Source organism: Kribbella yunnanensis (genome assembly GCF_039529655.1).
In the GTDB taxonomy this organism is placed as follows: Bacteria; Actinomycetota; Actinomycetes; order Propionibacteriales; family Kribbellaceae; genus Kribbella; species Kribbella yunnanensis.
Map to the genome: position 1 here is coordinate 176,592 of NZ_BAAANF010000025.1, position 20,500 is coordinate 197,091.

The window sequence follows — 20,500 nt, forward strand, 5'->3', positions numbered from 1 at the left end:
GTGGAACTGCTGCGCCTCGGCGCGGTCGGCGAGGAGCGCCCGTACGTGCGCGCCACCGACGGCACCGTCTACGACCTGAGCCCGCTCACCGCCGACATCGACGGCGCCTTCCTGGCAGCCGACGGCATCGCCCGCACCCGCGCCGCACTGGAGGCCGGTGAGCTGACGGCAGCCTCCACGGACGGCCTCCGGGTCGGCGCTCCGATCGCCCGCCCCGGCGCCGTCGTCTGCATCGGCATGAACTACGCCGCCCACGCGGCCGAGTCCGGCTCCGCACCGCCGAAGCAGCCGATCGTGTTCTTCAAGCACCCGAACACCGTCGTCGGCCCGTACGACGAGGTCCTGATCCCCCGCGGTTCGGCCAAGACCGACTGGGAGGTCGAGCTCGCCGTCATCATCGGCAAGGAGGCCCGGTACGTCGAGACCGACGAGGAGGCGCTGGCCTGCATCGCCGGGTACGCCGTCTCGAACGACGTCTCCGAGCGTGCCTTCCAGATCGAGGAGTCGGGCGGCCAGTGGTCGAAGGGCAAGTGCTGTGAGACCTTCAACCCGCTCGGCCCGGCGCTTGTCCCGGCCGACGAGGTCGACCCGGGGAACCTCGATCTCAAGTCCTTCGTGAACGGCGAGCCCCGCCAGGACTCGAACACCCGGGACCTGATCTTCTCCGTCGCCACCCTGATCCGCGACCTCTCGCAGTACATGGTGCTCAGCCCCGGCGACATCCTCAACACCGGTACGCCGGAAGGTGTGGCGCTGTCCGGCCGCTTCCCGTACCTGGCGCCGGGTGACGTGATGGAGCTGGAGATCCAAGGTCTCGGCCAGCAGAAGCAGGCCCTCGGAAAAGCCTGACCCCTCGGCGAACCCCTCAGCTGAGTAGATATCCACGCAGCTGAGGGGTTGCCCATTGAGAATCTCAGGGGGCAACCCCAAGGCCGGTTAGTTAGGCGGTTCGGGGTCGCGTCAAGCACGGTCCAGCACGGCGACCTCAGCCAGCCCCACCCGGAACCGGCGAGCAGGAACCCCGCGTTCCCCTCGCCCTGGCCGGGGGTCGGGATCCTCCCCAAACCGGTTCGGGGCGGATCCCGGACGCATTCGGGCGGTGAATCCTCCCCACACCCCTGCAACCGGCCACACCCTCCCCAAACCGGTTCACGGACTCGTTGCGCCAGGCCCACGTCGCCACCCCCCACCGCGCCTCGAGCCGGTACGACGTCGTGCACGGCTCAACCACGTGCGCAGCCGAACAGTGGTTGACGGGTGCTCAAGGTGAGTCACCCGGTCGACCTTGAGCACCGTTCGACCGTCTCGGCCGGGCTCAGATGGTTGACGGGTGCTCAAGGTGACTCGTGCCCGCGCTCTCGGGCCCCCGGGGGGCTGCCCGTGTGCGTTATCTGATGGATTTTCGTCACCGAGTCCCCAAAATCCCTCGGCTAACGCAGAACTCGGGCGTCCCGCACCCCAGCCACAGCCCGTCAGCCCCAGGCAACGTGAAACCGCGGTCGCCGGCCTCGCCATCCAGCCCAGCCACCCGCCCAGCTCGCCCTCTGGCTTCAGTCGGCCGCCCTTTGGCGGCCGAGAGGGGGTGCAGGCCGAAAGTTCTCGGCCGGGGACGTCCGCGGTGGCTGATCACCGCTCCCGGCCGACCTGAAAGACAGCGTGGCGGGGCGCCGCGGTGGCTGGGCTGGATGGCGGGGCCAGGTGACCGCGGTTTCACGCTGCCTTGGGTGACCGGGCTGCGGTTGCCGTGCGGAAAAGAAGACTCGGGTTGCCGGGTCTTGGTTGCCGTGCGGAAAGACTTGGGGTGCCGGACTGTGGTTGCCGTGTGGGGAAAGGCTCGGGTTGGCAGTGGTCCCGCCTCTGGTCCCGATGCATCTCGTGGGTTCCCCCATGAGGTTGTGGGTTCTGCACCCGCATGCGAGTACAGAACCCACAAGCGGATGGGTGAACCCAGCAGATGGGTCAGCCCCAAAGCCGGATAGGCAAGGCAGCTCGGGCGGGCGCCAACCGAGCCGGCCGCGACCCAACTCCCCAAACCGGTTGGAGGAGGACCCACCACCACGCTTTCCACACGGCTGGGTGAGCCCCACCCGCCGATTCGGTGGGGTAGCGCTCCCCAGCGGCGCCGTACAGCACCGCTCTTGACACCACCCCCGAACCGCCTAACTAGCCGGCTTTGGGGGTGACCCCCAACTCGGCAGGCCAGCTCTGTCGGCGGGGGCATTTAGGGTCGCGCCATGACAGATGCACTTGCGAGGATCAGCACGTCGTACGACACGGTTGCGGTGTCGTACGCCGAGCGTGTGGTGGACGGGCCGGACTGGGAGCTGGAGGGCTTCGGCCTGGTCACCCGGATGGCGGCAGGCCGGCCGGTGCTCGACGCCGGCTGCGGTCCCGGGCGGACAACCGCCCTGCTGGCAGGGAGCGCCGCCGCGGGTGCTGTCGGCTCTGCGCCGGGCTCCGCGGGCGGTTCCGTGATCGGGCTCGACCTTTCGCCGGGCATGATCGGCGTCGCCCGGCGGGATCACCCGGAGCTCGACTTCCGCGTCGGCTCGATGACCGCGCTCGAGTTCCCCGACGAGCACTTCGGTGGGTTGGTGACCTGGTGGTCGATCATTCATCTGCCGCGTGACGTCGTACCGCAGGCGCTGGCCGAGTTCTATCGGGTGCTGGCACCCGGCGGTCTGCTCCTGATGGGGTTCCATGTCGGCACGGAGTCGAACCACAAGACATCGGGGTACGGCGACCTCCCGATGGACATCTGGGTACATCTGTGGTTGCCGGAGCAGTTGACGGAGCTTGCGGTCGCGGCAGGATTCACGCCGTACGCAGCGGAAAATCCCGAGGACCGGCTGGTGTTCCGGAAGTAGGGTCGAGGCATGACTTCACGCGTTCGTTCAGTGACCTTCGATGCGCACAATCCGTACGAGTTGGCCGGCTTCTGGCTGCAGGTCCTGCGCACCGAGCGCCCGGACGACGACCAGCCCGGCGACCCCTACGCGAGCGTGCCGACCGAGTCGGGGACCTTGCTCTTCGAGCAGAACAACGACGGCAAAGCCGGCAAGAACCGCCTGCACCTCGACCTGGAACCAGACGGCCCCCGAGACGAAGAGGTCGCCTGGCTCCTGACCCTGGGCGCCACCATCGGCACCGACTTCCGCAACCCCGACGGCACCGGCTGGGTAGTCATGCACGACCCCGAAGGCAACGAGTTCTGCGTCCTCCGAAGCGCCACCGAACGAGCCGCCACCAGCTGACTACCGCGGGTTAGATTATACGATTGCCGTATAGTACTATACGGAATGTGGCTACTTCCCCTTCGGCGCTGATGCCAATTTTTCGCTCCGAGGCGCAGGCAAGGATTCTCGCCTGGCTGTTCCTCGTGCCCGACCGTGAGCAGCCCATCGCGACGCTTGAGCCGGTCGCCGGAGTCGCACAGCCCAATACCCTTCGCGAGGTCAATCGCCTGGTCGAGGGTGGACTACTGCGCGAACGCCGCGCCGGCAACGCCCGCTTGGTCTCAGCCAACACGGCCAGCCCCTACTTCGAGCCGTTGGTGCAGATCCTCGGCCGCGCCTACGGTCCCGCCGTCGTCGTACCGCGGGAGTTGTCGAAAGTTCCCGGGATCGAACTCGCATTCATCATCGGCTCCTGGGCACGGCGCTATCACGGGGAGCCTGGCCCCCCGCCGAACGACGTCGACGTGATTGTGGTCGGCGCACCTCAGCCGCGCGCGTTGCGCCGAGCCAACGCGCAACTCGAGGAGCAACTCGGCGTCCCCGTCCAACTCACGGTGATTACCTCGCAAGAATGGGTCGGACGAACCACCACCTTCATCCAAACCGTCCAGAACAACCCTTATCTGACAGTCATTGACAAGACCGGAGCCGCACGGTGAACGCCGCCGCCCGCGCAACCATCGCCAGCCTGATCAGCGAAGGAGCGGTCGAACGAGTCCCGGTCGACGAGTCGGTGACCACCAATCTCCTACGTCAGGCCGGCAATCACCTGCGCACCGCAGCAGCAGGCGCTGCGGCCGGCGACCCCGAGGGCGCTTTCCAACTGGCCTACGATGCCTGTCGCAAGACCAGTCTGGCGCTCGTCATGGCCACCGGCCTACGACCCAAAGGCCAGTCCGCTCACGTGATCACCTTCAATGCTGCAGCTGCCATTGCCTCCAACTTCGGGGCCAGCCGGATCGTGATCGACGCAGCCGAACTCCGCTATGTCCGTCACGGAGCGGAGTACCGCGCCGAGGCAGTCAGCGCTGCCGACGTCGAAGACGCTCTCGCCATCGGGGATGAACTGATCAAAACCCTTCAGCCCGCGATCGACCAGATCCTCCAGTCAGCAACCTGACCAACCGAACTACAAGCTGGTCGGTGCCGCGCGGATGAGTGCTCCAGCGCGGCGGGGTCCTTGCAGGCAACGGATCTGGGCACCCAGCCCAATCTAAATCTCTCGTCTTTTTGCTTTTGCTCTTCTGTCTTTTCTGTTGGTCTTTTCCTTCCCACTCTCTAACCGTCAGTGGAAGGCTAGGGACCAGTTGCCGGTGTGGTGGGAGAGGGTGACGGTTGCGAGGGGGCGGATGTCTACGTGGCGTAGGGACTCGGCTGGGGCGTCGAGGATGTAGAGGATTACTGCGCGGACGACTGCCGGGTGTACGACGGCGACGAGGGTGCTGCGGTCGTCGTGGCGTTCTACTAGGTCGCCTAGCCAGTCGGCTACTCGGGTGATGACGTCGTTTTCCGTTTCGCCGGCTGGGGTGGCCGTGTGGGGGCGCTCTAGCCAGGCGGCGACGCCGGTGGGGTCTGCGGCTAGGAGATCTTCGAGGCCGCGGCCTGACCAGTCGCCGTAGTCGCGGTCTCGGAGGGCCGGTTCGACGGTTGGGGTCAGGCCTAGGGCTTCGGCGGTTTGGATGGCGGCGGGCTCGGGGCCGGCGTACGTGGCGTCGGCCTCGAGCTTTAGTTCGCGGGCCGCTTCTACGCTTGCTGGGTCTGGGTCGGGGGCGCCGCCGAGGACGAGGCCGCGCAGCGCGGGGGTCAGTGCGTGGGCGACCAGCGTCAACGAGCTCAAACAGACACCTTCTGTTCGGATGGCCGGCGGGCCACGGTGGCGGCGTACCCGAAACCGAGCAGGAGCCACAGTGTCGCCTGCGTACCGAGCGAGGCGAACCGGAACTGCCAGAGCAGCGTAGCGGGGAACGTGTCCGGAACCTCGTTGATTCGAGGCAGGATCAGGTACGCCGCCACCACGGTCAGCACGAGTCCCGCGACACCGCCGGCCAGGCGGGCCACTTCGCCGTACCGGGCGGTCCAGCGTGATAGCGCGACGCCGGCCCAGACCGCGAGCAGGCCGATCACGATCGCCAGTAGGTAGGTGACGGTACGGCGGGTGATCGTCTCGGGGTCGCCGACGGCCGGTGGGTTCGGCGGGTACTTGAGGAACGGGACGAGGACGATGCCGATGAAACCGGCGGCGGCCAGGCCGAGGGCGGCGTACGAGTCGTTGTCCGTCCGGAGCTTGCGCCGGAGCAGGGTGAAGCCGACGGCGAAGATGCCGCCGAGGGCGACGCCGTACAGGCCGGTGGCCAGGAAGAGGCCGGCCCGCTGGCCGTTCCGGCTCACCAGGGGCTCTTCTTCAGAGGCGGCGTGCTCGTCGCCATGGTCATGGGTGTGCGCGCCCGCGTTGGCTTCTTCGATCGCGATCGCGGCATCGATCCGCGACTCGCCCATCACATAAGCGAAGGTTCCGGCCAGCAGGCCGGCGAAGAGACCGACGATCAGGCCGCGCACCAGGAGTGATCCGAAGGTGCGCATCTGATCAGTGGCAGGGCACGCCGAGCAGGTGCCGACCGTCGTGCATCAGCTCGTGCAGGTACATCCCCGACTGCGAGACCGCCCCCTGGTCGAAGCCGACCAGATAAGCGAGCAGCAGCATCAGGCCGACGCTGAGCGCGGAAAGAAGAAGCAACCGGGACGAGATCGCCGGTACGCCGACCGACTGGGCAGGAGCTGCCATCTGAACCTCCTGGGGAAGTGCGCGTCCCCTTCGAAAGGCTGCTGGTGCCCGAGCATCCTGACTCGCGAGCAAGCTCGCTCACAGTGGCGCGGCCGCGCCGGACTTTCACCGGCTTCCCTCGGGCATCGCAGTTGTCCTCCGAACCGTAGCCGCCGCCCCACAGAGGGGTCAACGAGCTACGGCTCCGGCGTGACAATCACCTCAATCGACCTTGAGCCTTCGGTTGACGTCGAGGCGTGGCTAGGCGGTGAAGATCAGGAGCGACACTGCATCCCGGTCCAAGGTCTTCCAATTGACCGTGTTCTCGACGGAGTTGCGCAGACCGAACGAGATGTGCGACGCCTGCCGAGCCACCGCCTCCTGAACCGCCGTGAGCAGCGACCCACTCCCGTAGGAGAGGGCCGGCCCGGTTCCTGGGTCGGAGCCGAGCCCGGTCCGCCAGGTCGCGGTCGAGTTGGTGTTGTTCCAGGTCAGGGCCACCGCCGGGTCGATGTCTGCGACATGCCAGAGTTCGACTCGGCCGTTCAGCAAGCTCTTACTCGCGATGCGGGCCTGGAATCCCACACTTTCGATCGTCGAGCCGGCCACTGCGGACAGCGGAAAGCGGACGAACGAGCGCCAGGGCCATGGCTGCTGCAACAGCCCCACGTGGACAGCATCGCGAGCCGTCCGGTCATCGGCCGGGGCGGTCCAGTACGACATGTCGGGGCGCCCGGCGTTGACGTGGGTCCAGGCATCGGTCCGCAGGTCGAAGCCGGTGGCGGGAGCCGCGTGCGCTGGGAGACGGAGGGCCAGTGGGGCGGCGGTGGCTGCGGCCGCCAGGCCTAGGACGGATCGGCGGGAGAGCTGAGTCATGAGCGTCACCGTGACATGGGGAGTGGGAGTGGGCCACCTTTTCGAGACGGTTCGAATACTTGTCACGCTGAAGGAAGTTTCGACTTACGCTGTGCTCATGCCTTCCGCTCAGCACTTGCTTGCGTTTGCGATTACTGCGTTGGTGATGATCGTCATTCCGGGGCCCAGTGTGTTGTTCATTGTGGGTCGTGCGCTCGCCGTCGGGCGGCGTGAGGCCGTGGTGACTATGTTGGGGAACACGCTGGGCGCCTCGGTGATGTTGGTGCTGGTGGCGCTGGGGTTGGGGACGTTGATCGCGGCCAGTGCGGTGGCGCTGACTGTGGTGAAGCTGGCCGGGGCGGCTTACCTGATTTATCTCGGGGTGCATGCGTTTCGGACGCGGAAGTCGCTGGTCGAGGCGATGACCACCGCCGCCCGGCCGGGGAGCACCCGGAAGACCTTGCGGCAGGGGTTTCTGGTCGGGGTGACCAATGCCAAGACTGCGGTGTTCTTCGCCGCCGCGTTGCCGCAGTTTGTGGATCAGGGGGCGGGGAGCCCGGCTTGGGTGCAGATCTTGGTGCTGGGGCTGGTCTTCATCACGATCGCGCTGTTGTCCGACAGCTTGTGGGCGTTCGTGGCCGGTACGGCGCGGGAGTGGTTCGCGCGGTCGCCGCGCCGGCTCGAGCTTGTCGGTGGGACGGGCGGGCTGATGATCATCGGGCTCGGTGCCGGGATCGCCGTTACCGGGACGAAGGAGTAGTCCGCCGCGCCGCTTGAACCCCGAGCAGAGCCAGTACGGCGGGGACTCCGAAGGCAACCAGGTATGCGGTGACCGGGGAGTGTGGCTCGATCGCCGCGAAGAGCGAGCCGCCGACGGCCAGGACCGTTGCCGTGGACAACGAGTCGCTGAGCTGCAGGGCAGAGCTGTTCGCACCTTGCTCGGCGCGTTCGGAGTACTCGAGAACCAGCACCGACAGCGTCGGGAAGACCGTGCCCATGCCGAACCCGGTCAGGCTCCACCCGAGGATGCCGACGACGACCGGCACGTGCGGATCGAGCGTCAGTACGGCGATCCCGATCCCCAGCACGATCGCGATCATGCCCACCTGCAAGAAGACCGACGGTCCGAACCGGTGCTTCGGGCGACCGCGCCACCACGACGCCAGCGTCCAGCTCAGCGCGCTCACGGTGAGCACGAGGCCGGCGACGGCCGGGGACAAGCCGCGCTCGCGGGTCAGCATCAGGGGCAGGAACACCTCCGCCCCGAACCCGGCCGCGGCGACCAGCCCGCGCAACGCGATCACCGACGGCAGCCCGCGCCCGAAGGCGAAGGTTCCGCGCGGCAACAGCTTCGGTGCGAACACCACGATCGCGGCCAGGCCGACACCGAGCAGTGCGATCTGCAGTACGCCGTGCTGCTGGCCGCCGTAGTTCAGCACCCCGACGCCCACCGCGGCCGCGATCGCCCACAGCGCCTGCTTGTCCCACAGCCGCCCCGAACGAACGTCGTACCGGTCGCCGCGCGCAAGCCCGGGCCGCATCACGAAGGCCGCCGGAATCGCCAGCACCGGTACGGCGAGGAACACGATCCGCCAACTGGTGTGTTCCACGATCAGCCCCGCGATCGCCGGGCCGACGAGTGACGGCACCACCCAGCCGGTCGCGAATGCGGCGAAGATCCGCGGGCGGAGAATCGCCGGGTAGAGCTGACCGACGACGACGTACAAGGCAACGGTGAGCAGGCCCGAGCCGAAGCCCTGGATGATCCGGCCGGCGACCAGGACCTCCATACTCGGCGCGATCCCGGCGATCACCAGGCCGCCGAGGAACCAGGCCGTCCCGTGCCAGAGCGGCCGGGTCGGGCCGCGCAGGTCACTCCAGGTGCCGGAGACAACCATCCCGACCACACCGGAGGCCAGCGGGCCGCCGAACGCGAGCGCGTAGAGGTACAGGCCGTCGAGCGCCTGGGCGACGGTCGGCATCGCGGTCGTCACGGCCAGGTTCTCGAACGCGACCAGCGTGATCAGCGCGACCATGCCGATCGTCAGCGCCCGGTACTGCGGGGACAACACACCTGGAGTCGAAAGCGTTGGTTCGGCAGTCGTGGTCATGCCGAACACCTTCCGACTTCAAGTGCGGTTGAAGTCAATCAGAGGGTCGCGGCGAGTACCAAGGCGAGGATCGGGGGCAGTGCCTGGGTGGCCGCGGCCTGCAGCATCCGGCGGTCGGAGGCGACCAGGACGATGCCGGCACCGGCCATGCAGGCGCAGCTGAAGAGCGCGATCGCGTGGCCCTTGTCGCCGCCCGCGATCAGCCCGCCGAGCGCGCCGGCGCCCAGGAACAGGTTGTAGAACCCCTGGTTGAACGCCCACGGCCGGGCGGCGTTCATCTCGGCCTCGTCCTTGACCAGGAACCGCTGATACGTGCTCGGCTTGCGGAACAACAGGCTCTCCATGACGAAGATCGCGACATGGAACAGACCGGCCACCACGACGAACACCTGTGCGACGACACTCATGGCCGAACCGTACTACCAGGCGAACGCCCGGGCCGGATTCCTCCGGAAGATCGCGTCCGCCGTGTCGGCGCCGAACTCGCGGATGATCCGCGGCCGGAGCGTGGTCAGCAGGAACGACATCCCCGGTCCCTCGCCGGTCGCGCCCCGCGCCTTCGCGGTCGTCGTGTCCCCGCCGAGCAGCAAGCGGTCGCCGTACCCGGCGTCGATGAGCCCGGCCAGGCACTCGAGCAAGTGTGGATCGGTCGCGTTGTTTGCCCGCGATGGGCCATCGAACGCCAGCCACGCACCCCGCCTCGCCAGGTCGAGGTGCGCCCGCGCGTCCGGAAAGCGATTGAGATGTCCGAGGATGACACTCTCCGGCGGTACGACGAGGGTGTCGACCAGCAGGTCCAGTACGGCGTCGGCCGCGGACCCGAGTTCGTGGTGGATCGCGATCGGTGCGCCGGTGGCGTGATGTGCCTCCGCGGCAGCGCGCATCACGTACTGCGCGTGGTCGTCGAGCCGATGGAATCCACCGGCCACCTTGATCAGCCCGGCCCGGACCGAACTGTTGCCGATGCCAACGGTCAGCTCGTCGTGGAAGACCTCCGCGAGCCGCGGCCACACCTTCTCGACGAAGCCGTCGGGGTAGTGCTCGGCCCGGTGCAGACCGGTCGCCGCAATCAGCGAAACCCCAGTCTGCCTTGAGATCCCGGGCAGCTCCTCGGCCCGGCGGCCCAACCCGTACGGTGTCCACTGCACGATCGCCTGGCCGCCCGCGGCCGCGAACTCGCCAACCTCAGCAACCGCGGCATCCACATCATCCAGCTCCTGGCCGCGCAGCATCACCGAGCGGAAGAACAGATGATCATGCGCGTCACAAATCCCCAGCCCATCCGGCCTGAGCTCCCCCAACACCGTCCGAATCATCACCACCCCAACCTAACCCGCCGCCCCGGCCACCAGTGGTGGCCGGAGACACCAAGCAATGGCCGGAGACCTGTGGTGTCAGGTCTCCGGCCATCAGTTCCTGTCTCACGCCACCAGTGGTGGCGCGGGCGGCCCGAAGCGGCGCTGGGGGTTAGGCGGCTTGTTTGCGGGGGCCGGGGTTAGGCGGCTTGTTTGCGGGGGCCGCGACGGCGGCGGCCGCCGCGCGAGGCGGACGGGCTGTCGCCGGTGCGGGCGGCGGTGGACTTCGCCCCACCGCGGTTCGGAGCGGTCCCACCAGCGGGACGGGACGAGGTGGTCCCGGCCGCGCGAGGTGAGGTCCCGGCGGCGCGGGCTGAGGTGCCAGCCGCGCGGGGAGAGGTGGCTCCGCCGCGGCCGTTTCCGCGACCTCGGCCGCGACCACGGCCCGAGGTGGTGACCTCGGTGGCGGCGGGCTTGGCCGGGGGCTCGATGAAGACGCGCTCGCCGGGGGCGAGCTCTGCGAGCAGCGGGTCGCCGACCGCGAGCTTGGTGGTCTTGGGGGCGATGCCGGCCTTGCGGGTCAGGTCGCGCACGTCGCGAACCTGGTCGTCGGTCATCAGCGTGACGACCGTGCCTTCGGCGCCCGCGCGGGCCGTGCGGCCGGAGCGGTGCAGGTAGGCCTTGTGCTCGACCGGCGGGTCGGCGTGGATGACCAGCGTGACGTCGTCGACGTGGATACCGCGCGCGGCGATGTCGGTCGCGACGAGCGTCTTCGCCGTACCGGCCGAGAACGCCTCGAGGTTGCGCGTCCGCGCGCCCTGCGACAGGTTGCCGTGCAGCTCGACCGCGGGAACGCCCTGGGCGATCAGCTTCTTGGTGAGCGATTTGGCGCCGTACTTGGTGCGGGTGAAGACGAGCGTCCGACCGGGTGCCGCGGTCAGGTCGACCAGCACCGGGAGCCGGCTGTCGGCCTTCACGTGCAGCACGTGGTGGGTCATCTTCGAGACCGGCGACTGCGCCGAGTCGACGCTGTGCGTGACCGGGTTCGTCATGAAGCGCTGCACGAGGACGTTGACGCCCGCGTCCAGCGTGGCCGAGAACAGCAGCCGCTGGGCCTTGACCGGCGTCGCCTCGAGGATCCGGCGAACGGCGGGCAGGAAGCCCAGGTCGGCCATGTGGTCGGCCTCGTCGAGGATGGTGATCTCCACCGCGTCGAGCTTCACGTTGCCGGCCTTGAGGTGGTCCTCCAGGCGGCCGGGGCAGGCGACGACGATGTCGACGCCCTTACGCAGTCCGGTCGTCTGCGGGCCGTGGCCGACACCGCCGAAGATCGTCATCGTGCGCAGCTCGAGCACATCGGCCAGCGGCTGGATCGAGGCCTGGATCTGGGTCGCCAGCTCGCGCGTCGGCGCCAGGATCAAGGCCCGCGGAGCCTTCGACTGTCGCTTGTTACCGCGCAGGTACAGGCGGGCCAGCAGCGGCAGCACGAAGGCGTAGGTCTTGCCGGAGCCGGTCCGGCCGCGGCCGAGAACGTCCTTGCCGGCCAGCGAATCCGGCAGCGTCGCCGCCTGGATCGGGAAGGGTTTGGTCACCCCGGTCGCGGCGAGCGCCGCGGTCAGAGCAGCCGGTACGCCGAGATCGGCGAAGGTCAGGTCGTCCGGGACCTCGAGCGGGATCACCGAGTCGTACTCCGAAGCAGTGACCGAGTTGTTGCTCTGTGCAACATTCTCGTTGGTCTTCTTCGCGGCCGGGCGCCGGCGGCGCGGGCGGGAGGACGGGGCGGAGGTGGACGTGTTCGTGGCTTGCGAAAGGGGGCGGCGGGCCGCCATAAGTACTCCAAAAATCGTGGGGTCGTCCTGCCCGGCGCGGCCGTCAGGGGCCGCGGCGCTTGGGGGTCGACTGCGAGCACCTCTGTCACAGAGTGCTCCTGGCCCGAGGCAGAACTGGGCGGGCCGTCACAGTCAGTGTACGGCACCGGAGGTCCATCCCCCAGCTAGTTTGTCTCCGTGACCAGAACAGACCCGCCCCAGATCGCCGCCGAACGCGAGTTGCTGCAGGGATTTCTCGACTTCCATCGGCAGACATTGCTGCTCAAAGTGAGCGGTCTGAGCGGGGAGGAGCTGGTACGGCGCAGTGTCGAGCCGTCCAGCATGTCGTTGCTCGGCTTAGTGCGCCATCTCACGGAAGTCGAGCAGTACTGGTTCAAAACCTGCCTGGCCGGCGAGGTGGTCCCAGACCGCTACTGGACCTACGAACATCCCGATGGCGACTTCGACCTCGTCGATGCTGCGGAGGCGGAGGCCGACCTGCAGACGTACGCGGCCGCCGTACAGGAGTCTGAGGAGATCGCGGTGGGCTACGGCCTCGATGACACCTTCCTGCGTCCGCGTCGCGAGGGTGAATACAGCGTGCGTTATCTCTACATCCACCTGATCGAGGAGTACGCGCGGCACAACGGCCACGCGGACCTGCTGCGCGAACGCATCGACGGCAGCACTGGCGAGTAGCTCACACCTTGATGGCGCGGATCAGGCCGACGATGTCGTTGACCACTCCGCGCACCCCGGGGATCCGGGTCAGCCGCAGCAGCCGGTCAATGAGCGGTACCGAGCGGTCGATCAGCAGCTTGGTACGGCGGAGGTCGTCGCTGTCGTCGTGGACCCAGAACAGCACGATCCCCATCTGGAACAGCCACAACAGCTCGGGCAGTTCCGCCGCCAACTCCGGCGAGAGCTTCAGATCCGACCCGGCGATCACCTGACGGAAAACCTCGACACTCGCATCCCGCGCCGGCTGCGACTCCGCACTGAACGGCGACAACGGGCTCTTCGGATCAGCCGCCGTCTTGAAGAACGTCCCCGCGAACTCATGGTACGGCGCCGACACGTCCAGCCACACCCGCAGTACGCCGATCATCCTGGCGGTGAAGCTCTTGTCACCAGCCAGGACGGCCTGCACCGCCTCCCGGTGCTGATCCTGCAGGTGGTCGTAGTACGCCTGCATCAGATGCTCTTTGGAGCCGAAGTAGTAGTAGGCGTTCCCGACCGAGACCCCCGCCTCGGCCGCGATCGCCCGCATCGTCGTCTTGCCGTACCCCTGCTCGCGGAACATTCGCAGCGCGGTGGACAGGATCAGCTCACGCGTCTGCTCACCCTTGGTGGTCGCACTGTCCGTCACACCCGTCAGCGTAGTCACCCCCACGCGTCTCAACGGTCAGGTGCCGCACCCCAGCCACCGCCTGGATCATCACCCGCGCCACCGGCCGCATCGCCGGAGTCGCCAGCCGGACGGCCGTGGCGCGGTGCTCGAACGTCGCCCACAAGCACATGATCCAAGCCCGCTCATCGACGTACACGGATCCGTCGTCGGCGACCACCGTCACGTCCCGCAGCGTGGCCTCGTGGTCGAGGGTGGGATAGAGCGCCCGCGCTTGCGCCGACCCCGCCGCGACGAAGCGCGTGCGCACCACCCCGCCCTGGCCGTCGGGAGCCGGCGCCTGGGCCGCCAGCCAGTGCTTGAACCGGCGGCACAGGCCACAGTGCGGGTCGTACAAGACCGTCAGCTCCCGCATGGATCAGTAGCCGTAGTTGAGCGGGGGCTCGGGCTGGGGAGCCAGTACGGCGTTGGGCGGGACCGGGGGTGTTGCCAGGCGCTCGGCCTGGCTGCGGCGGCGGATTCGGTTGAAGACCCAGACGTTGGCGAGGTGCATGCCACCGAGGACCAGCATCACGATGCCGAGTTTCACGCTCAGGGCCTCGAAGACCCCGCTGGCGTCCAGGACCGGGTTCTTCGAGCGCAGGAACAGGGTCACGAAACCTAGATTCAGCAGGTAGAAGCCGACCACGAGCAGCCGGTTCACCGCGTCGGCGAAGGCCTCGTTGCCGTCGAAGACGTCGATCAGGAAGATGCGGCCGTTCCGGCTCAGGGTGCGGGCCACCCAGATCGTCAGCGGTACGGCGACCGCCAGGTAGGTCAGGTACGTCGTCACAGTCATGCTCATGTTCGTTCCTCACAGTTGAACACGTTCAAATCATCGTGAGTTGAGCGTACGACGAGGTTTTGAACATGTTCAAGTGGAGTCCGTGGTGACCTGGGTCTCGCTCGGGGTGAGGATGGTGGGATGACGACCTGGGTCTTCGAAGGAACCGCCCTTCCCGCCGGTGAGAGCACCCGATTGACGGTCGGTTCGGGCGATCCACAGCCGCTCCCCGGACGATTCGCCGTACCGGGTCTGGTCGACTCGCACTGCCACCTGACGGTGGGGACGGATGAGCTCGGCCCGCGGTTGTTCGGGAGCGACTTCGCCACCGAGCGGCTGGCCGGGCTGGCTGCGGCCGGCGTCAGCGCGGTGCGCGACGTGGGCGGCGACCGCTCGGTCACGCTCAAGCTGGCCAGTACGCCGGACGATGGCCGGCCCGTCGTCATCGCGGCCGGCCGGTTCCTCGCGCCCGCCGGGTACTACTTCCCGCGGATGCATGAGCCGGTCGCCCCCGAGGAACTGCTGACCGCGGTCGAGGCGGAGATGGCCGACGGCGCGACCTGGCTGAAGCTGGTCGCCGACTTCCCCGAGATGGCGCCGGACGGCTCGCTTCTCGGCAGTCCGCCGGCCCAGACCTACGAAATCGACCTGGTCGCGGCAGTGGTCGACCTCGCGCACAGTCGCGGCGCGCGGGTCGCCGCGCACTGCAACACCGAGGTCGTCAGCGAGCTGATCCGTGTCGGCGTCGACTCGATCGAGCACGGGACCGTGATCAGCGAGGCCGATCTGCAGACCCTCGGCGCCCGCGGCGGCGCCTGGACCCCAACGCTGTGCGCATCCGTCGGCGAGACTCCGAATGAGACCCCCGAGCGACGAGAACGCCGACTGGCCCGGTCCGAACACCTCGGCGCGATGGTGAAACTAGCCGACCAGTACGGCGTCCGCGTGCTGGCTGGCTCTGACGTGGTCGGCTCGGTCGCGGGCGAGGTCGACCAGCTCGTGAAGCACGGATTGACCGTCACCCAGGCACTCGTCGCCGCCTCCACCGGAGCGCAGGAGTACCTCGGGCTGACCGGCGACGGCAACCTCGTCACGTACGACGCGGATCCGCGCGAGCACCCGGAAATCCTCGCGACCCCGGCGAGCGTCGTACTGAAGGGGAACCGGATCGCTTGAGACGATGCCGGTATGCGGGAGAAGGATCTGGACCGGTGGGTGACGAAGTACCGCAAGGCCTGGGAGTCGAACGACCCGGCCGATGTCGCGGCGCTGTGGACCGAGGACGCGGTCTGGTACCGGCGGCCGGACGAGGAGCCGGTGGTCGGGCGGGACGCGATCGTGGAGGCCTGGGCGGAGGTCGCGGACGCGCCGGGCGAAACGGCCTTCGAGTACGAGGTGCTCGGCTTCGGTGACGGGGTCGGGTTCGTCCGCGGCTGGACGACGTACCTGACCGAGCCGCCGGGTGAGTTCAGCAACCTGTGGGTGATCCGTTTGACCAAGGACCGGGCGCACGAGTTCACCGAATGGTGGATGGAGAAGCCTTGATGAGCTACCGTTTCGGGTAGGCGCTCAGGGCGCCACCGGTCCGCGGGAAGGGCTCAGCCCACCTGTTGCAGTGAGTTGGTGACACGTTCGTAAACCTCCTTTCTCGCCTGACGACGCGGACAGCAGGCTCGTAGAGAGGAGGTCGGCCATGCCGACCCGTAATCTTCCGAACGAACCGAATCTGGATCACCTCCGCAAGCAGGCCAAACGGCTGCTCACCAACGTTCAGGCCGGTGATCCGACCGCGGTCGCGCTGGCTTCCGAGTTCCATCCGGTGAACACGCTGGCCGACGCGCAGTTGGTGATCGCGCGCAGCTACGGATTCCCCAGCTGGCCGCGGATCGTGCGTCATCTCGAGCTCGTCGGGCGCTACACCCGCTTCCCTCATCGCCAACAGGTCGGCGGCCCGCTGGACACTCCCGAGCAGCGCGCCGACGAGTTCCTCCGGCTGACGACACTGCACTACGGGGAGGACGATCCGGCCCGGCAGGAAGCAGCCCAAGCGTTTCTGCCGGAAGTTGCCCAGAGCAACATCTATACGATGGTGGTGACCGGCGAGCTGGAGGGCGTCCGTCGCAATCTCCATCTGGCAGGCGTCGAGGGCGGACCGTTCCAGTGGGAGCCGCTGGTCTATCTCACCTACAGCCGCATCGACTCACCGAACCAGGTCGAGATCGCGCGACTCCTGCTGGCGAACGGCGCCGATCCGAACGCGGGATATCTCTGGCAAGGCCTACCCTCGCCGTTCACCGCGCTCACCGGCGTCTTCGGCCGCGGCGAAGGCGACCAGCCTCCGCATCACAACCGCGCCGAGCTGGCTCGGGTGCTCCTTGAGGCCGGCGCGGATCCGAACGACAGCCAGACTATGTACAACTGCGGTCCGGGCTCACCCCCGCCGTACGACGAAGTGCACCTGGAGCTGTTGCTCGAGTTCGGACTGGGTCGGGGTGACGGCGGTCCGTGGCATGAGCGGATGACGGCGGCGCATCCGACACCTCAGCAGTTGCTGGAGGATGAGCTCGTGTTCGCGTCGTCCGAAGGTCTGTTGCGTCGGGTCGAACTGGTACTTGCCCAGGGCATCGATCCGGAAGGGCGTGGGACGCAACACCCGGTGTTCGGCGGGCATCGTGCGTACGAATTCGCCGCCGTACAAGGCCATACCGAGATCGCGGACCTGCTGCGCGCTCACGGCGCGGCACCACTGGACGACGTACACGAGCTGTACGCCGCCGCCTGGCGCGGGGAGTCACCTTCAGCGAGCGCTGACCTTGCTGCCCGGGCGGTTGCGCGCAATCCGCATCTGGTGATGCGAGCCGCCGAGACCGGGCAGACCCAAGCACTGGAACCCTTGCAGCGCTTGGGATTCGACGTGAACGACATGGCGGGTGCTGCACCGATCCATCGGGCTGCTCTGAACGGACATCTGGCAACGGTCAAGCGACTGGTCGAGCTCGGTGCGGACCCCTGGCTCCACGATCGGATGTACGACGCGGATGCGCTCGGCTGGGCCGAGCACAATCAACAGAAGGCTGTGGCCGACTACCTCAAGGGCTTACCGCGAGGAACAGGAAGGCGCTGAACACCATCAGGTGAACGGCGCCCTGCAGCAGGGTGGCTTTGCCGGTGGCGAGGGTGATGGTGCTGACCGCGACCGTCAGCGCGAACAGCACGATCTCCTTGCCGCCAAGGCCGAGCACCAGCGGGCCGTCGAGCCAGATCGAGGCGATCCCGATCGCCGGGATGGTCAGGCCGATGCTGGCCAGAGCCGAGCCGAGCGCCAGGTTCACGCTGGTCTGGAGGCGGTTGCGGAGTGCCGCGCGGGTGGCCGCAACCGTCTCCGGCAGCAGCACGAGCAGTGCGATGACAACACCGACCACCGCAAGCGGAGCACCGGCCGACTCGACCGCGGACTCCAGCTTCGGCGAGACCGTCTTGGCCAGTCCGACCACGGCCACCAGGCAGACGAACAGCAGGCCGAGGCTGATCAGCGCGACCTTCCCGCTGGGCGCGGCGGCGTGATCGTCATCGGTGTCATCCGAAGACTTCACCGGGAGGAAGTAGTCGCGGTGCCGGACGGTCTGCACGAAGACGAAAACGCCGTACATGACGAGGGAGACCACGCCGGCGAACGCCAACTGCGGTCCGCTGAATCGAGGCCCGGACGCGCTCGTCGTGAAGGTCGGCAGCACCAGGCTGAGCGTGACCAGCGCGGTCATCACCGCGAGTGCGCCGCTCGATGCGTGGACCCGGAACTCCTGCACGTGGTGCCGCAACGAACCGACCACGAGCGCGATGCCGAGGATGCCGTTGCAGGTGATCATCACCGCGGCGAACACGGTGTCGCGAGCCAGCGACGCGGCCTTGTCACCGCCGGACGCCATCAGCGTGACGATCAGTGCGACCTCGATGATCGTCACGGCGAGCGCGAGAATCAGTGTGCCGAAGGGTTCGCCGACGCGGTGCGCGACGACCTCGGCGTGGTGCACGGCTGCGATCACCGCGGCGCCGAGACCGGCGCAGACCAGGATCAGCAGGATCGCACCGAGATCACGGCCCCAGGACAGCACCAGGACGACGAAGGCGAGCGGGGGCACGGCCAGACTCCAGCGCGGCAACCCATGGACCACGGAGCTTGTCATCCCCACTCATCCTATGAGACCAACACTAAATCGGTTGGCAGTTGCAGCGGTGAAGGTGATGCTTTTCGCATCATGACAGTGCAGATCAGGGTCGCGACCGACGCCGACTGGCCGGCCATCTGGCCGTTCTTCCACGACATCGTCGCCGCACGGGAGACGTACGTCTACGATCCCGACCTCACCTACGAGCAGGCACAGGCGATGTGGATGACCACCGCGCCCCGCAGCCGCACCACGGTCGCTGTCGATGCCGACGGCACCGTCCTCGGCAGCGCGAACATGTACCCGAACCGTCCCGGTCCGGGCGCGCACGTCTCCAGCGCCAGCTTCATGGTCAGCCCGGAAGCCCGCGGCCTCGGCGTCGGGCGGCTGCTCTGCGAGGACATGATCGCCTGGTCCGAGCAGGAGGGTTTCCGGTCGATCCAGTTCAACGCGGTGGTGGAGACGAACGAGCCGGCCGTCCATCTGTGGCAGGCGCTCGGGTTCCGGATCGCCGGGACCGTGCCGGAGGCCTTCGAACACGCCAAACTCGGGTACGTCGGGCTCCATGTGATGTACCGTCCGCTGGTGTGAGGGACAACCGCGCACGCCGGATGTGGAAGACGCTCGAGCCCTTCCAAGCGATCAGCTTCTTTGCGCCCGAGACCAGGCAGGCGACCGATGCCTTGGGGCTCAAGGGCGGCTGGATGAGCTACTTCGGTTGTCGCGCTGCGCCACTCGGCGCCGCGTCACCCGAGCTGGTGGCCGCGATCTTCTACAACTTCCACCCGGCGATGGTCGCCCGATCGGTCCCGGACGTCTGGGACCGCGCTACCCCGGCCCAGTTGCTGGAAGCACGGCTCGCTGCGGTCGATACCGCCGTACGACGGTTGTTCGATCCGCTGCCGTCGTTCGACCGCGTGGCTGAGGTGGCACGTCAGGCAGCCGAGGCTGCCCCGCTGGCTGGGCGCGCGCTCGGGGCGGCCAATGCGGCGCTCGACTGGCCGGATGAGCCGCACCTCGTGCTGTGGCACGCGACGACGATTCTGCGTGAGTCGCGTGGTGACGGGCATGTGGCTGCACTCGTCGCCGCTGAGCTCGGTCCGTGCCAGGCCTTGGTGACGGCCGCGGCGGCGGGCGGCCCGACGAAGGGGCTCCTCGACATTGCCCGGCGCTGGAGTGCCGAGGAGTGGGCGGCTGCCGAGGACGACCTGCGTTCGCGGGGACTGCTCGACGCGGCCGGCGCACTGACCGATGCCGGTCGGGCGCTTCGCCAGCAGGTCGAAGACACGACCGATGCGTTGGCTGACACCGGTTGGCGTGCGCTCGGCGACGACCTCACGACCGAGCTGCACGACCTGGTGTACCCGTTGAGCGCCGTACTGATGTCTGGCGGCTTGCTTCCGCCGGACAACCCGATGGGTCTGCGCTGGGACTAGTGGTCGATCCGCTCGGCGATTATGCGAATCGAGGCGGCCAGGTCTTCCGGGCTGGGGGCCTTGGTCGGGTCGAAGAGGTAGAGCACGACGACACCGAGCAGGAGCGCCTGGAAGAACGAGCCGATCCGGTCGACCTCGGCTTGGTCCGCGTCGGCATCGACACCGCCGAAGAGGTGTGCCAACCCTTCGCGCGCTTCGCCCTGCAGCTTCGAGAGCTCAGCCAGTAGGCCGGGCTGCCCCGCGCTGAGCACCTCGAACTGGGTGGTCCACAGCGCCTTCACGTTGGCCTCGGAGAGGCTGCCGATCGCCTGCTGCCAGGTCCCGACGAAACGCTCGTAACTGGTGTTCTGGCCGGCCGCGGGCGCGAGCGCGCGCCCGACATCGGCGCCCCACTCGTCGAGTGCCTCGCGCATCGCCTCGTTGAGCAGGGCCTCCTTGGAGCCGAAGTGGTAGCCGATCGCCGCCAGGCTGACCCCGGCCGTGGACGCGATATCGCGCGCGGTCGTCCGGCCGTACCCCTTCTGGACCAGACACTGCTTCGCGCCCTCGACCAGCGCCTCCCGGTTACCCATGGCACGCAGCGTAACACCGTGTCTGATACGAACGTCTTGCACAAACGTCTAAGACCGTCGTACAGTCGTGGTCATCGAGCTCTGACCTG

Annotated in this window: 25 protein-coding genes and 1 riboswitch; of the genes, 12 read left to right on the plus strand and 13 right to left on the minus strand. The window is 67.9% G+C overall.

The annotated features are described in order from the left end of the window. The 5 genes from ABD231_RS36895 (at position 1) to ABD231_RS36915 (ending at position 4,356) form a co-directional block, all read left to right on the plus strand. Complete coding sequence (locus ABD231_RS36895; RefSeq protein WP_344163207.1) at positions 1–849, plus strand: fumarylacetoacetate hydrolase family protein; 849 nt, start codon at positions 1–3, stop codon at positions 847–849. Positions 850–2,234: 1,385 nt separating this feature from the next. Next, a complete protein-coding gene (locus ABD231_RS36900) occupies positions 2,235–2,867 on the plus strand; it encodes a class I SAM-dependent methyltransferase (protein ID WP_344163209.1) in 633 nt (210 codons plus the stop codon). 9 nt (positions 2,868–2,876) lie between these two features. Further along, positions 2,877–3,254, plus strand: coding sequence for a VOC family protein (locus ABD231_RS36905; RefSeq protein WP_344163211.1), 378 nt, complete (start codon positions 2,877–2,879; stop codon positions 3,252–3,254). 71 nt (positions 3,255–3,325) lie between these two features. Beyond that, the gene (locus ABD231_RS36910) at positions 3,326–3,895 is read left to right on the plus strand and encodes a hypothetical protein (RefSeq protein WP_344163213.1); all 570 of its coding nucleotides are present in this window, start codon (positions 3,326–3,328) and stop codon (positions 3,893–3,895) included. After that, on the plus strand, positions 3,892–4,356 hold the full coding sequence (locus tag ABD231_RS36915) for a hypothetical protein (RefSeq protein ID WP_344163216.1): 465 nt from the start codon (positions 3,892–3,894) through the stop codon (positions 4,354–4,356). Before ABD231_RS36910 ends, ABD231_RS36915 begins: the two co-directional genes overlap by 4 nt. Positions 4,357–4,521: 165 nt before the next feature. On the opposite strand, the gene ABD231_RS36920 is transcribed toward ABD231_RS36915, so the two are convergent. From ABD231_RS36920 to ABD231_RS36935, 4 genes are all read right to left on the minus strand, one after another. Next, positions 4,522–5,073 carry a histidine phosphatase family protein gene (locus tag ABD231_RS36920; protein ID WP_344163219.1) on the minus strand — a complete coding sequence of 184 codons (552 nt, stop codon included), beginning with the start codon at positions 5,071–5,073 and terminating at the stop codon, positions 4,522–4,524. Continuing rightward, positions 5,070–5,816, minus strand: a complete 747-nt coding sequence (locus tag ABD231_RS36925; RefSeq protein WP_344163222.1) for a CbtA family protein — start codon at positions 5,814–5,816, stop codon at positions 5,070–5,072. Before ABD231_RS36925 ends, ABD231_RS36920 begins: the two co-directional genes overlap by 4 nt. 4 nt (positions 5,817–5,820) lie before the next feature. Then, a complete protein-coding gene (locus tag ABD231_RS36930; protein ID WP_344163225.1) occupies positions 5,821–6,018 on the minus strand; it encodes a CbtB domain-containing protein in 198 nt (65 codons plus the stop codon). Positions 6,019–6,070: 52 nt separating this feature from the next. Continuing rightward, positions 6,071–6,135, minus strand: a riboswitch (cobalamin riboswitch). Between the two features lie 123 nt (positions 6,136–6,258). Continuing rightward, positions 6,259–6,873, minus strand: coding sequence for a hypothetical protein (locus tag ABD231_RS36935; RefSeq protein ID WP_344163228.1), 615 nt, complete (start codon positions 6,871–6,873; stop codon positions 6,259–6,261). A gap of 97 nt (positions 6,874–6,970) precedes the next feature. Here ABD231_RS36935 and ABD231_RS36940 point away from each other — a divergent pair, with 97 nt between their 5' ends. Next, complete coding sequence (locus ABD231_RS36940) at positions 6,971–7,612, plus strand: LysE family translocator (RefSeq protein ID WP_344163231.1); 642 nt, start codon at positions 6,971–6,973, stop codon at positions 7,610–7,612. Here the strand turns inward: ABD231_RS36940 and ABD231_RS36945 are convergent. The 4 genes from ABD231_RS36945 to ABD231_RS36960 form a co-directional block, all read right to left on the minus strand. Next, positions 7,593–8,963 carry an MFS transporter gene (locus ABD231_RS36945; RefSeq protein WP_344163234.1) on the minus strand — a complete coding sequence of 457 codons (1,371 nt, stop codon included), beginning with the start codon at positions 8,961–8,963 and terminating at the stop codon, positions 7,593–7,595. The two genes, ABD231_RS36940 and ABD231_RS36945, sit on opposite strands and share 20 nt — an antisense overlap. A 38-nt stretch (positions 8,964–9,001) precedes the next feature. After that, positions 9,002–9,370 carry a DUF1304 domain-containing protein gene (locus ABD231_RS36950; protein WP_344163237.1) on the minus strand — a complete coding sequence of 123 codons (369 nt, stop codon included), beginning with the start codon at positions 9,368–9,370 and terminating at the stop codon, positions 9,002–9,004. A gap of 12 nt (positions 9,371–9,382) precedes the next feature. Beyond that, positions 9,383–10,279, minus strand: a complete 897-nt coding sequence (locus tag ABD231_RS36955; RefSeq protein WP_344163326.1) for a phosphotriesterase family protein — start codon at positions 10,277–10,279, stop codon at positions 9,383–9,385. A 179-nt stretch (positions 10,280–10,458) separates the two neighbouring features. Continuing rightward, positions 10,459–12,087: a DEAD/DEAH box helicase gene (locus ABD231_RS36960; RefSeq protein WP_344163240.1), complete on the minus strand. Its 1,629-nt coding sequence runs from the start codon at positions 12,085–12,087 to the stop codon at positions 10,459–10,461. A gap of 177 nt (positions 12,088–12,264) precedes the next feature. Here ABD231_RS36960 and ABD231_RS36965 point away from each other — a divergent pair, with 177 nt between their 5' ends. Continuing rightward, positions 12,265–12,765: a DinB family protein gene (locus ABD231_RS36965; RefSeq protein ID WP_344163244.1), complete on the plus strand. Its 501-nt coding sequence runs from the start codon at positions 12,265–12,267 to the stop codon at positions 12,763–12,765. Position 12,766: 1 nt separating this feature from the next. Here the strand turns inward: ABD231_RS36965 and ABD231_RS36970 are convergent, their stop codons facing one another. The 3 genes from ABD231_RS36970 to ABD231_RS36980 are packed head-to-tail and all read right to left on the minus strand — an operon-like array spanning position 12,767 to position 14,258. Next, positions 12,767–13,435, minus strand: a complete 669-nt coding sequence (locus tag ABD231_RS36970) for a TetR/AcrR family transcriptional regulator (protein WP_344163247.1) — start codon at positions 13,433–13,435, stop codon at positions 12,767–12,769. Next, complete coding sequence (locus ABD231_RS36975) at positions 13,407–13,829, minus strand: thiol-disulfide oxidoreductase DCC family protein (protein ID WP_344163250.1); 423 nt, start codon at positions 13,827–13,829, stop codon at positions 13,407–13,409. The genes ABD231_RS36970 and ABD231_RS36975 overlap by 29 nt, the downstream gene beginning before the upstream one ends. 3 nt (positions 13,830–13,832) lie before the next feature. Continuing rightward, entirely contained in the window at positions 13,833–14,258 is a 426-nt protein-coding gene (locus ABD231_RS36980; protein WP_344163253.1) for a hypothetical protein, read from the minus strand. Positions 14,259–14,378: 120 nt separating this feature from the next. Between ABD231_RS36980 and ABD231_RS36985 the strand changes: the two genes are divergently transcribed. The 3 genes from ABD231_RS36985 to ABD231_RS36995 all read left to right on the plus strand — a co-directional run bounded on the left by ABD231_RS36985 (position 14,379) and on the right by ABD231_RS36995 (position 17,361). Continuing rightward, complete coding sequence (locus ABD231_RS36985) at positions 14,379–15,413, plus strand: amidohydrolase family protein (RefSeq protein WP_344163255.1); 1,035 nt, start codon at positions 14,379–14,381, stop codon at positions 15,411–15,413. 12 nt (positions 15,414–15,425) lie between these two features. Further along, on the plus strand, positions 15,426–15,782 hold the full coding sequence (locus ABD231_RS36990; protein ID WP_344163257.1) for a YybH family protein: 357 nt from the start codon (positions 15,426–15,428) through the stop codon (positions 15,780–15,782). Between the two features lie 148 nt (positions 15,783–15,930). Continuing rightward, complete coding sequence (locus ABD231_RS36995; protein WP_344163259.1) at positions 15,931–17,361, plus strand: ankyrin repeat domain-containing protein; 1,431 nt, start codon at positions 15,931–15,933, stop codon at positions 17,359–17,361. Here ABD231_RS36995 and ABD231_RS37000 read toward each other — a convergent pair. Then, complete coding sequence (locus ABD231_RS37000; protein ID WP_344163262.1) at positions 17,327–18,421, minus strand: calcium:cation antiporter; 1,095 nt, start codon at positions 18,419–18,421, stop codon at positions 17,327–17,329. The genes ABD231_RS36995 and ABD231_RS37000 overlap by 35 nt on opposite strands. Before the next feature lie 72 nt (positions 18,422–18,493). Between ABD231_RS37000 and ABD231_RS37005 the strand changes: the two genes are divergently transcribed. Together ABD231_RS37005 and ABD231_RS37010 are read left to right on the plus strand one after the other, a co-directional pair. After that, positions 18,494–18,994 carry a GNAT family N-acetyltransferase gene (locus ABD231_RS37005; RefSeq protein WP_344163265.1) on the plus strand — a complete coding sequence of 167 codons (501 nt, stop codon included), beginning with the start codon at positions 18,494–18,496 and terminating at the stop codon, positions 18,992–18,994. Further along, positions 18,991–19,839, plus strand: a complete 849-nt coding sequence (locus ABD231_RS37010; RefSeq protein ID WP_344163268.1) for an SCO6745 family protein — start codon at positions 18,991–18,993, stop codon at positions 19,837–19,839. The genes ABD231_RS37005 and ABD231_RS37010 overlap by 4 nt, the downstream gene beginning before the upstream one ends. On the opposite strand, the gene ABD231_RS37015 is transcribed toward ABD231_RS37010, so the two are convergent. Continuing rightward, positions 19,836–20,411: a TetR/AcrR family transcriptional regulator gene (locus ABD231_RS37015; RefSeq protein ID WP_344163271.1), complete on the minus strand. Its 576-nt coding sequence runs from the start codon at positions 20,409–20,411 to the stop codon at positions 19,836–19,838. The genes ABD231_RS37010 and ABD231_RS37015 overlap by 4 nt on opposite strands. Positions 20,412–20,500 lie beyond the last annotated feature (89 nt).

What these genes read in the sequence shown, in the direction of transcription:
- ABD231_RS36945 (WP_344163234.1), bottom strand. Translation starts at nt 8,963, where the DNA reads ATGACCACGACTGCCGAACCAACGCTTTCGACTCCAGGTGTGTTGTCC.
- ABD231_RS37000 (WP_344163262.1), bottom strand. Translation starts at nt 18,421, where the DNA reads ATGACAAGCTCCGTGGTCCATGGGTTGCCGCGCTGGAGTCTGGCCGTG.
- ABD231_RS36935 (WP_344163228.1), bottom strand. Translation starts at nt 6,873, where the DNA reads ATGACTCAGCTCTCCCGCCGATCCGTCCTAGGCCTGGCGGCCGCAGCC.
- ABD231_RS36995 (WP_344163259.1), top strand. Translation starts at nt 15,931, where the DNA reads ATGCCGACCCGTAATCTTCCGAACGAACCGAATCTGGATCACCTCCGC.
- ABD231_RS36990 (WP_344163257.1), top strand. Translation starts at nt 15,426, where the DNA reads ATGCGGGAGAAGGATCTGGACCGGTGGGTGACGAAGTACCGCAAGGCC.
- ABD231_RS36950 (WP_344163237.1), bottom strand. Translation starts at nt 9,370, where the DNA reads ATGAGTGTCGTCGCACAGGTGTTCGTCGTGGTGGCCGGTCTGTTCCAT.
- ABD231_RS37005 (WP_344163265.1), top strand. Translation starts at nt 18,494, where the DNA reads ATGACAGTGCAGATCAGGGTCGCGACCGACGCCGACTGGCCGGCCATC.
- ABD231_RS36940 (WP_344163231.1), top strand. Translation starts at nt 6,971, where the DNA reads ATGCCTTCCGCTCAGCACTTGCTTGCGTTTGCGATTACTGCGTTGGTG.
- ABD231_RS36925 (WP_344163222.1), bottom strand. Translation starts at nt 5,816, where the DNA reads ATGCGCACCTTCGGATCACTCCTGGTGCGCGGCCTGATCGTCGGTCTC.
- ABD231_RS37015 (WP_344163271.1), bottom strand. Translation starts at nt 20,411, where the DNA reads ATGGGTAACCGGGAGGCGCTGGTCGAGGGCGCGAAGCAGTGTCTGGTC.
- ABD231_RS36975 (WP_344163250.1), bottom strand. Translation starts at nt 13,829, where the DNA reads ATGCGGGAGCTGACGGTCTTGTACGACCCGCACTGTGGCCTGTGCCGC.
- ABD231_RS36955 (WP_344163326.1), bottom strand. Translation starts at nt 10,279, where the DNA reads ATGATTCGGACGGTGTTGGGGGAGCTCAGGCCGGATGGGCTGGGGATT.
- ABD231_RS36960 (WP_344163240.1), bottom strand. Translation starts at nt 12,087, where the DNA reads ATGGCGGCCCGCCGCCCCCTTTCGCAAGCCACGAACACGTCCACCTCC.
- ABD231_RS36985 (WP_344163255.1), top strand. Translation starts at nt 14,379, where the DNA reads ATGACGACCTGGGTCTTCGAAGGAACCGCCCTTCCCGCCGGTGAGAGC.
- ABD231_RS36900 (WP_344163209.1), top strand. Translation starts at nt 2,235, where the DNA reads ATGACAGATGCACTTGCGAGGATCAGCACGTCGTACGACACGGTTGCG.
- ABD231_RS36930 (WP_344163225.1), bottom strand. Translation starts at nt 6,018, where the DNA reads ATGGCAGCTCCTGCCCAGTCGGTCGGCGTACCGGCGATCTCGTCCCGG.
- ABD231_RS36980 (WP_344163253.1), bottom strand. Translation starts at nt 14,258, where the DNA reads ATGAGCATGACTGTGACGACGTACCTGACCTACCTGGCGGTCGCCGTA.
- ABD231_RS36905 (WP_344163211.1), top strand. Translation starts at nt 2,877, where the DNA reads ATGACTTCACGCGTTCGTTCAGTGACCTTCGATGCGCACAATCCGTAC.
- ABD231_RS36910 (WP_344163213.1), top strand. Translation starts at nt 3,326, where the DNA reads ATGCCAATTTTTCGCTCCGAGGCGCAGGCAAGGATTCTCGCCTGGCTG.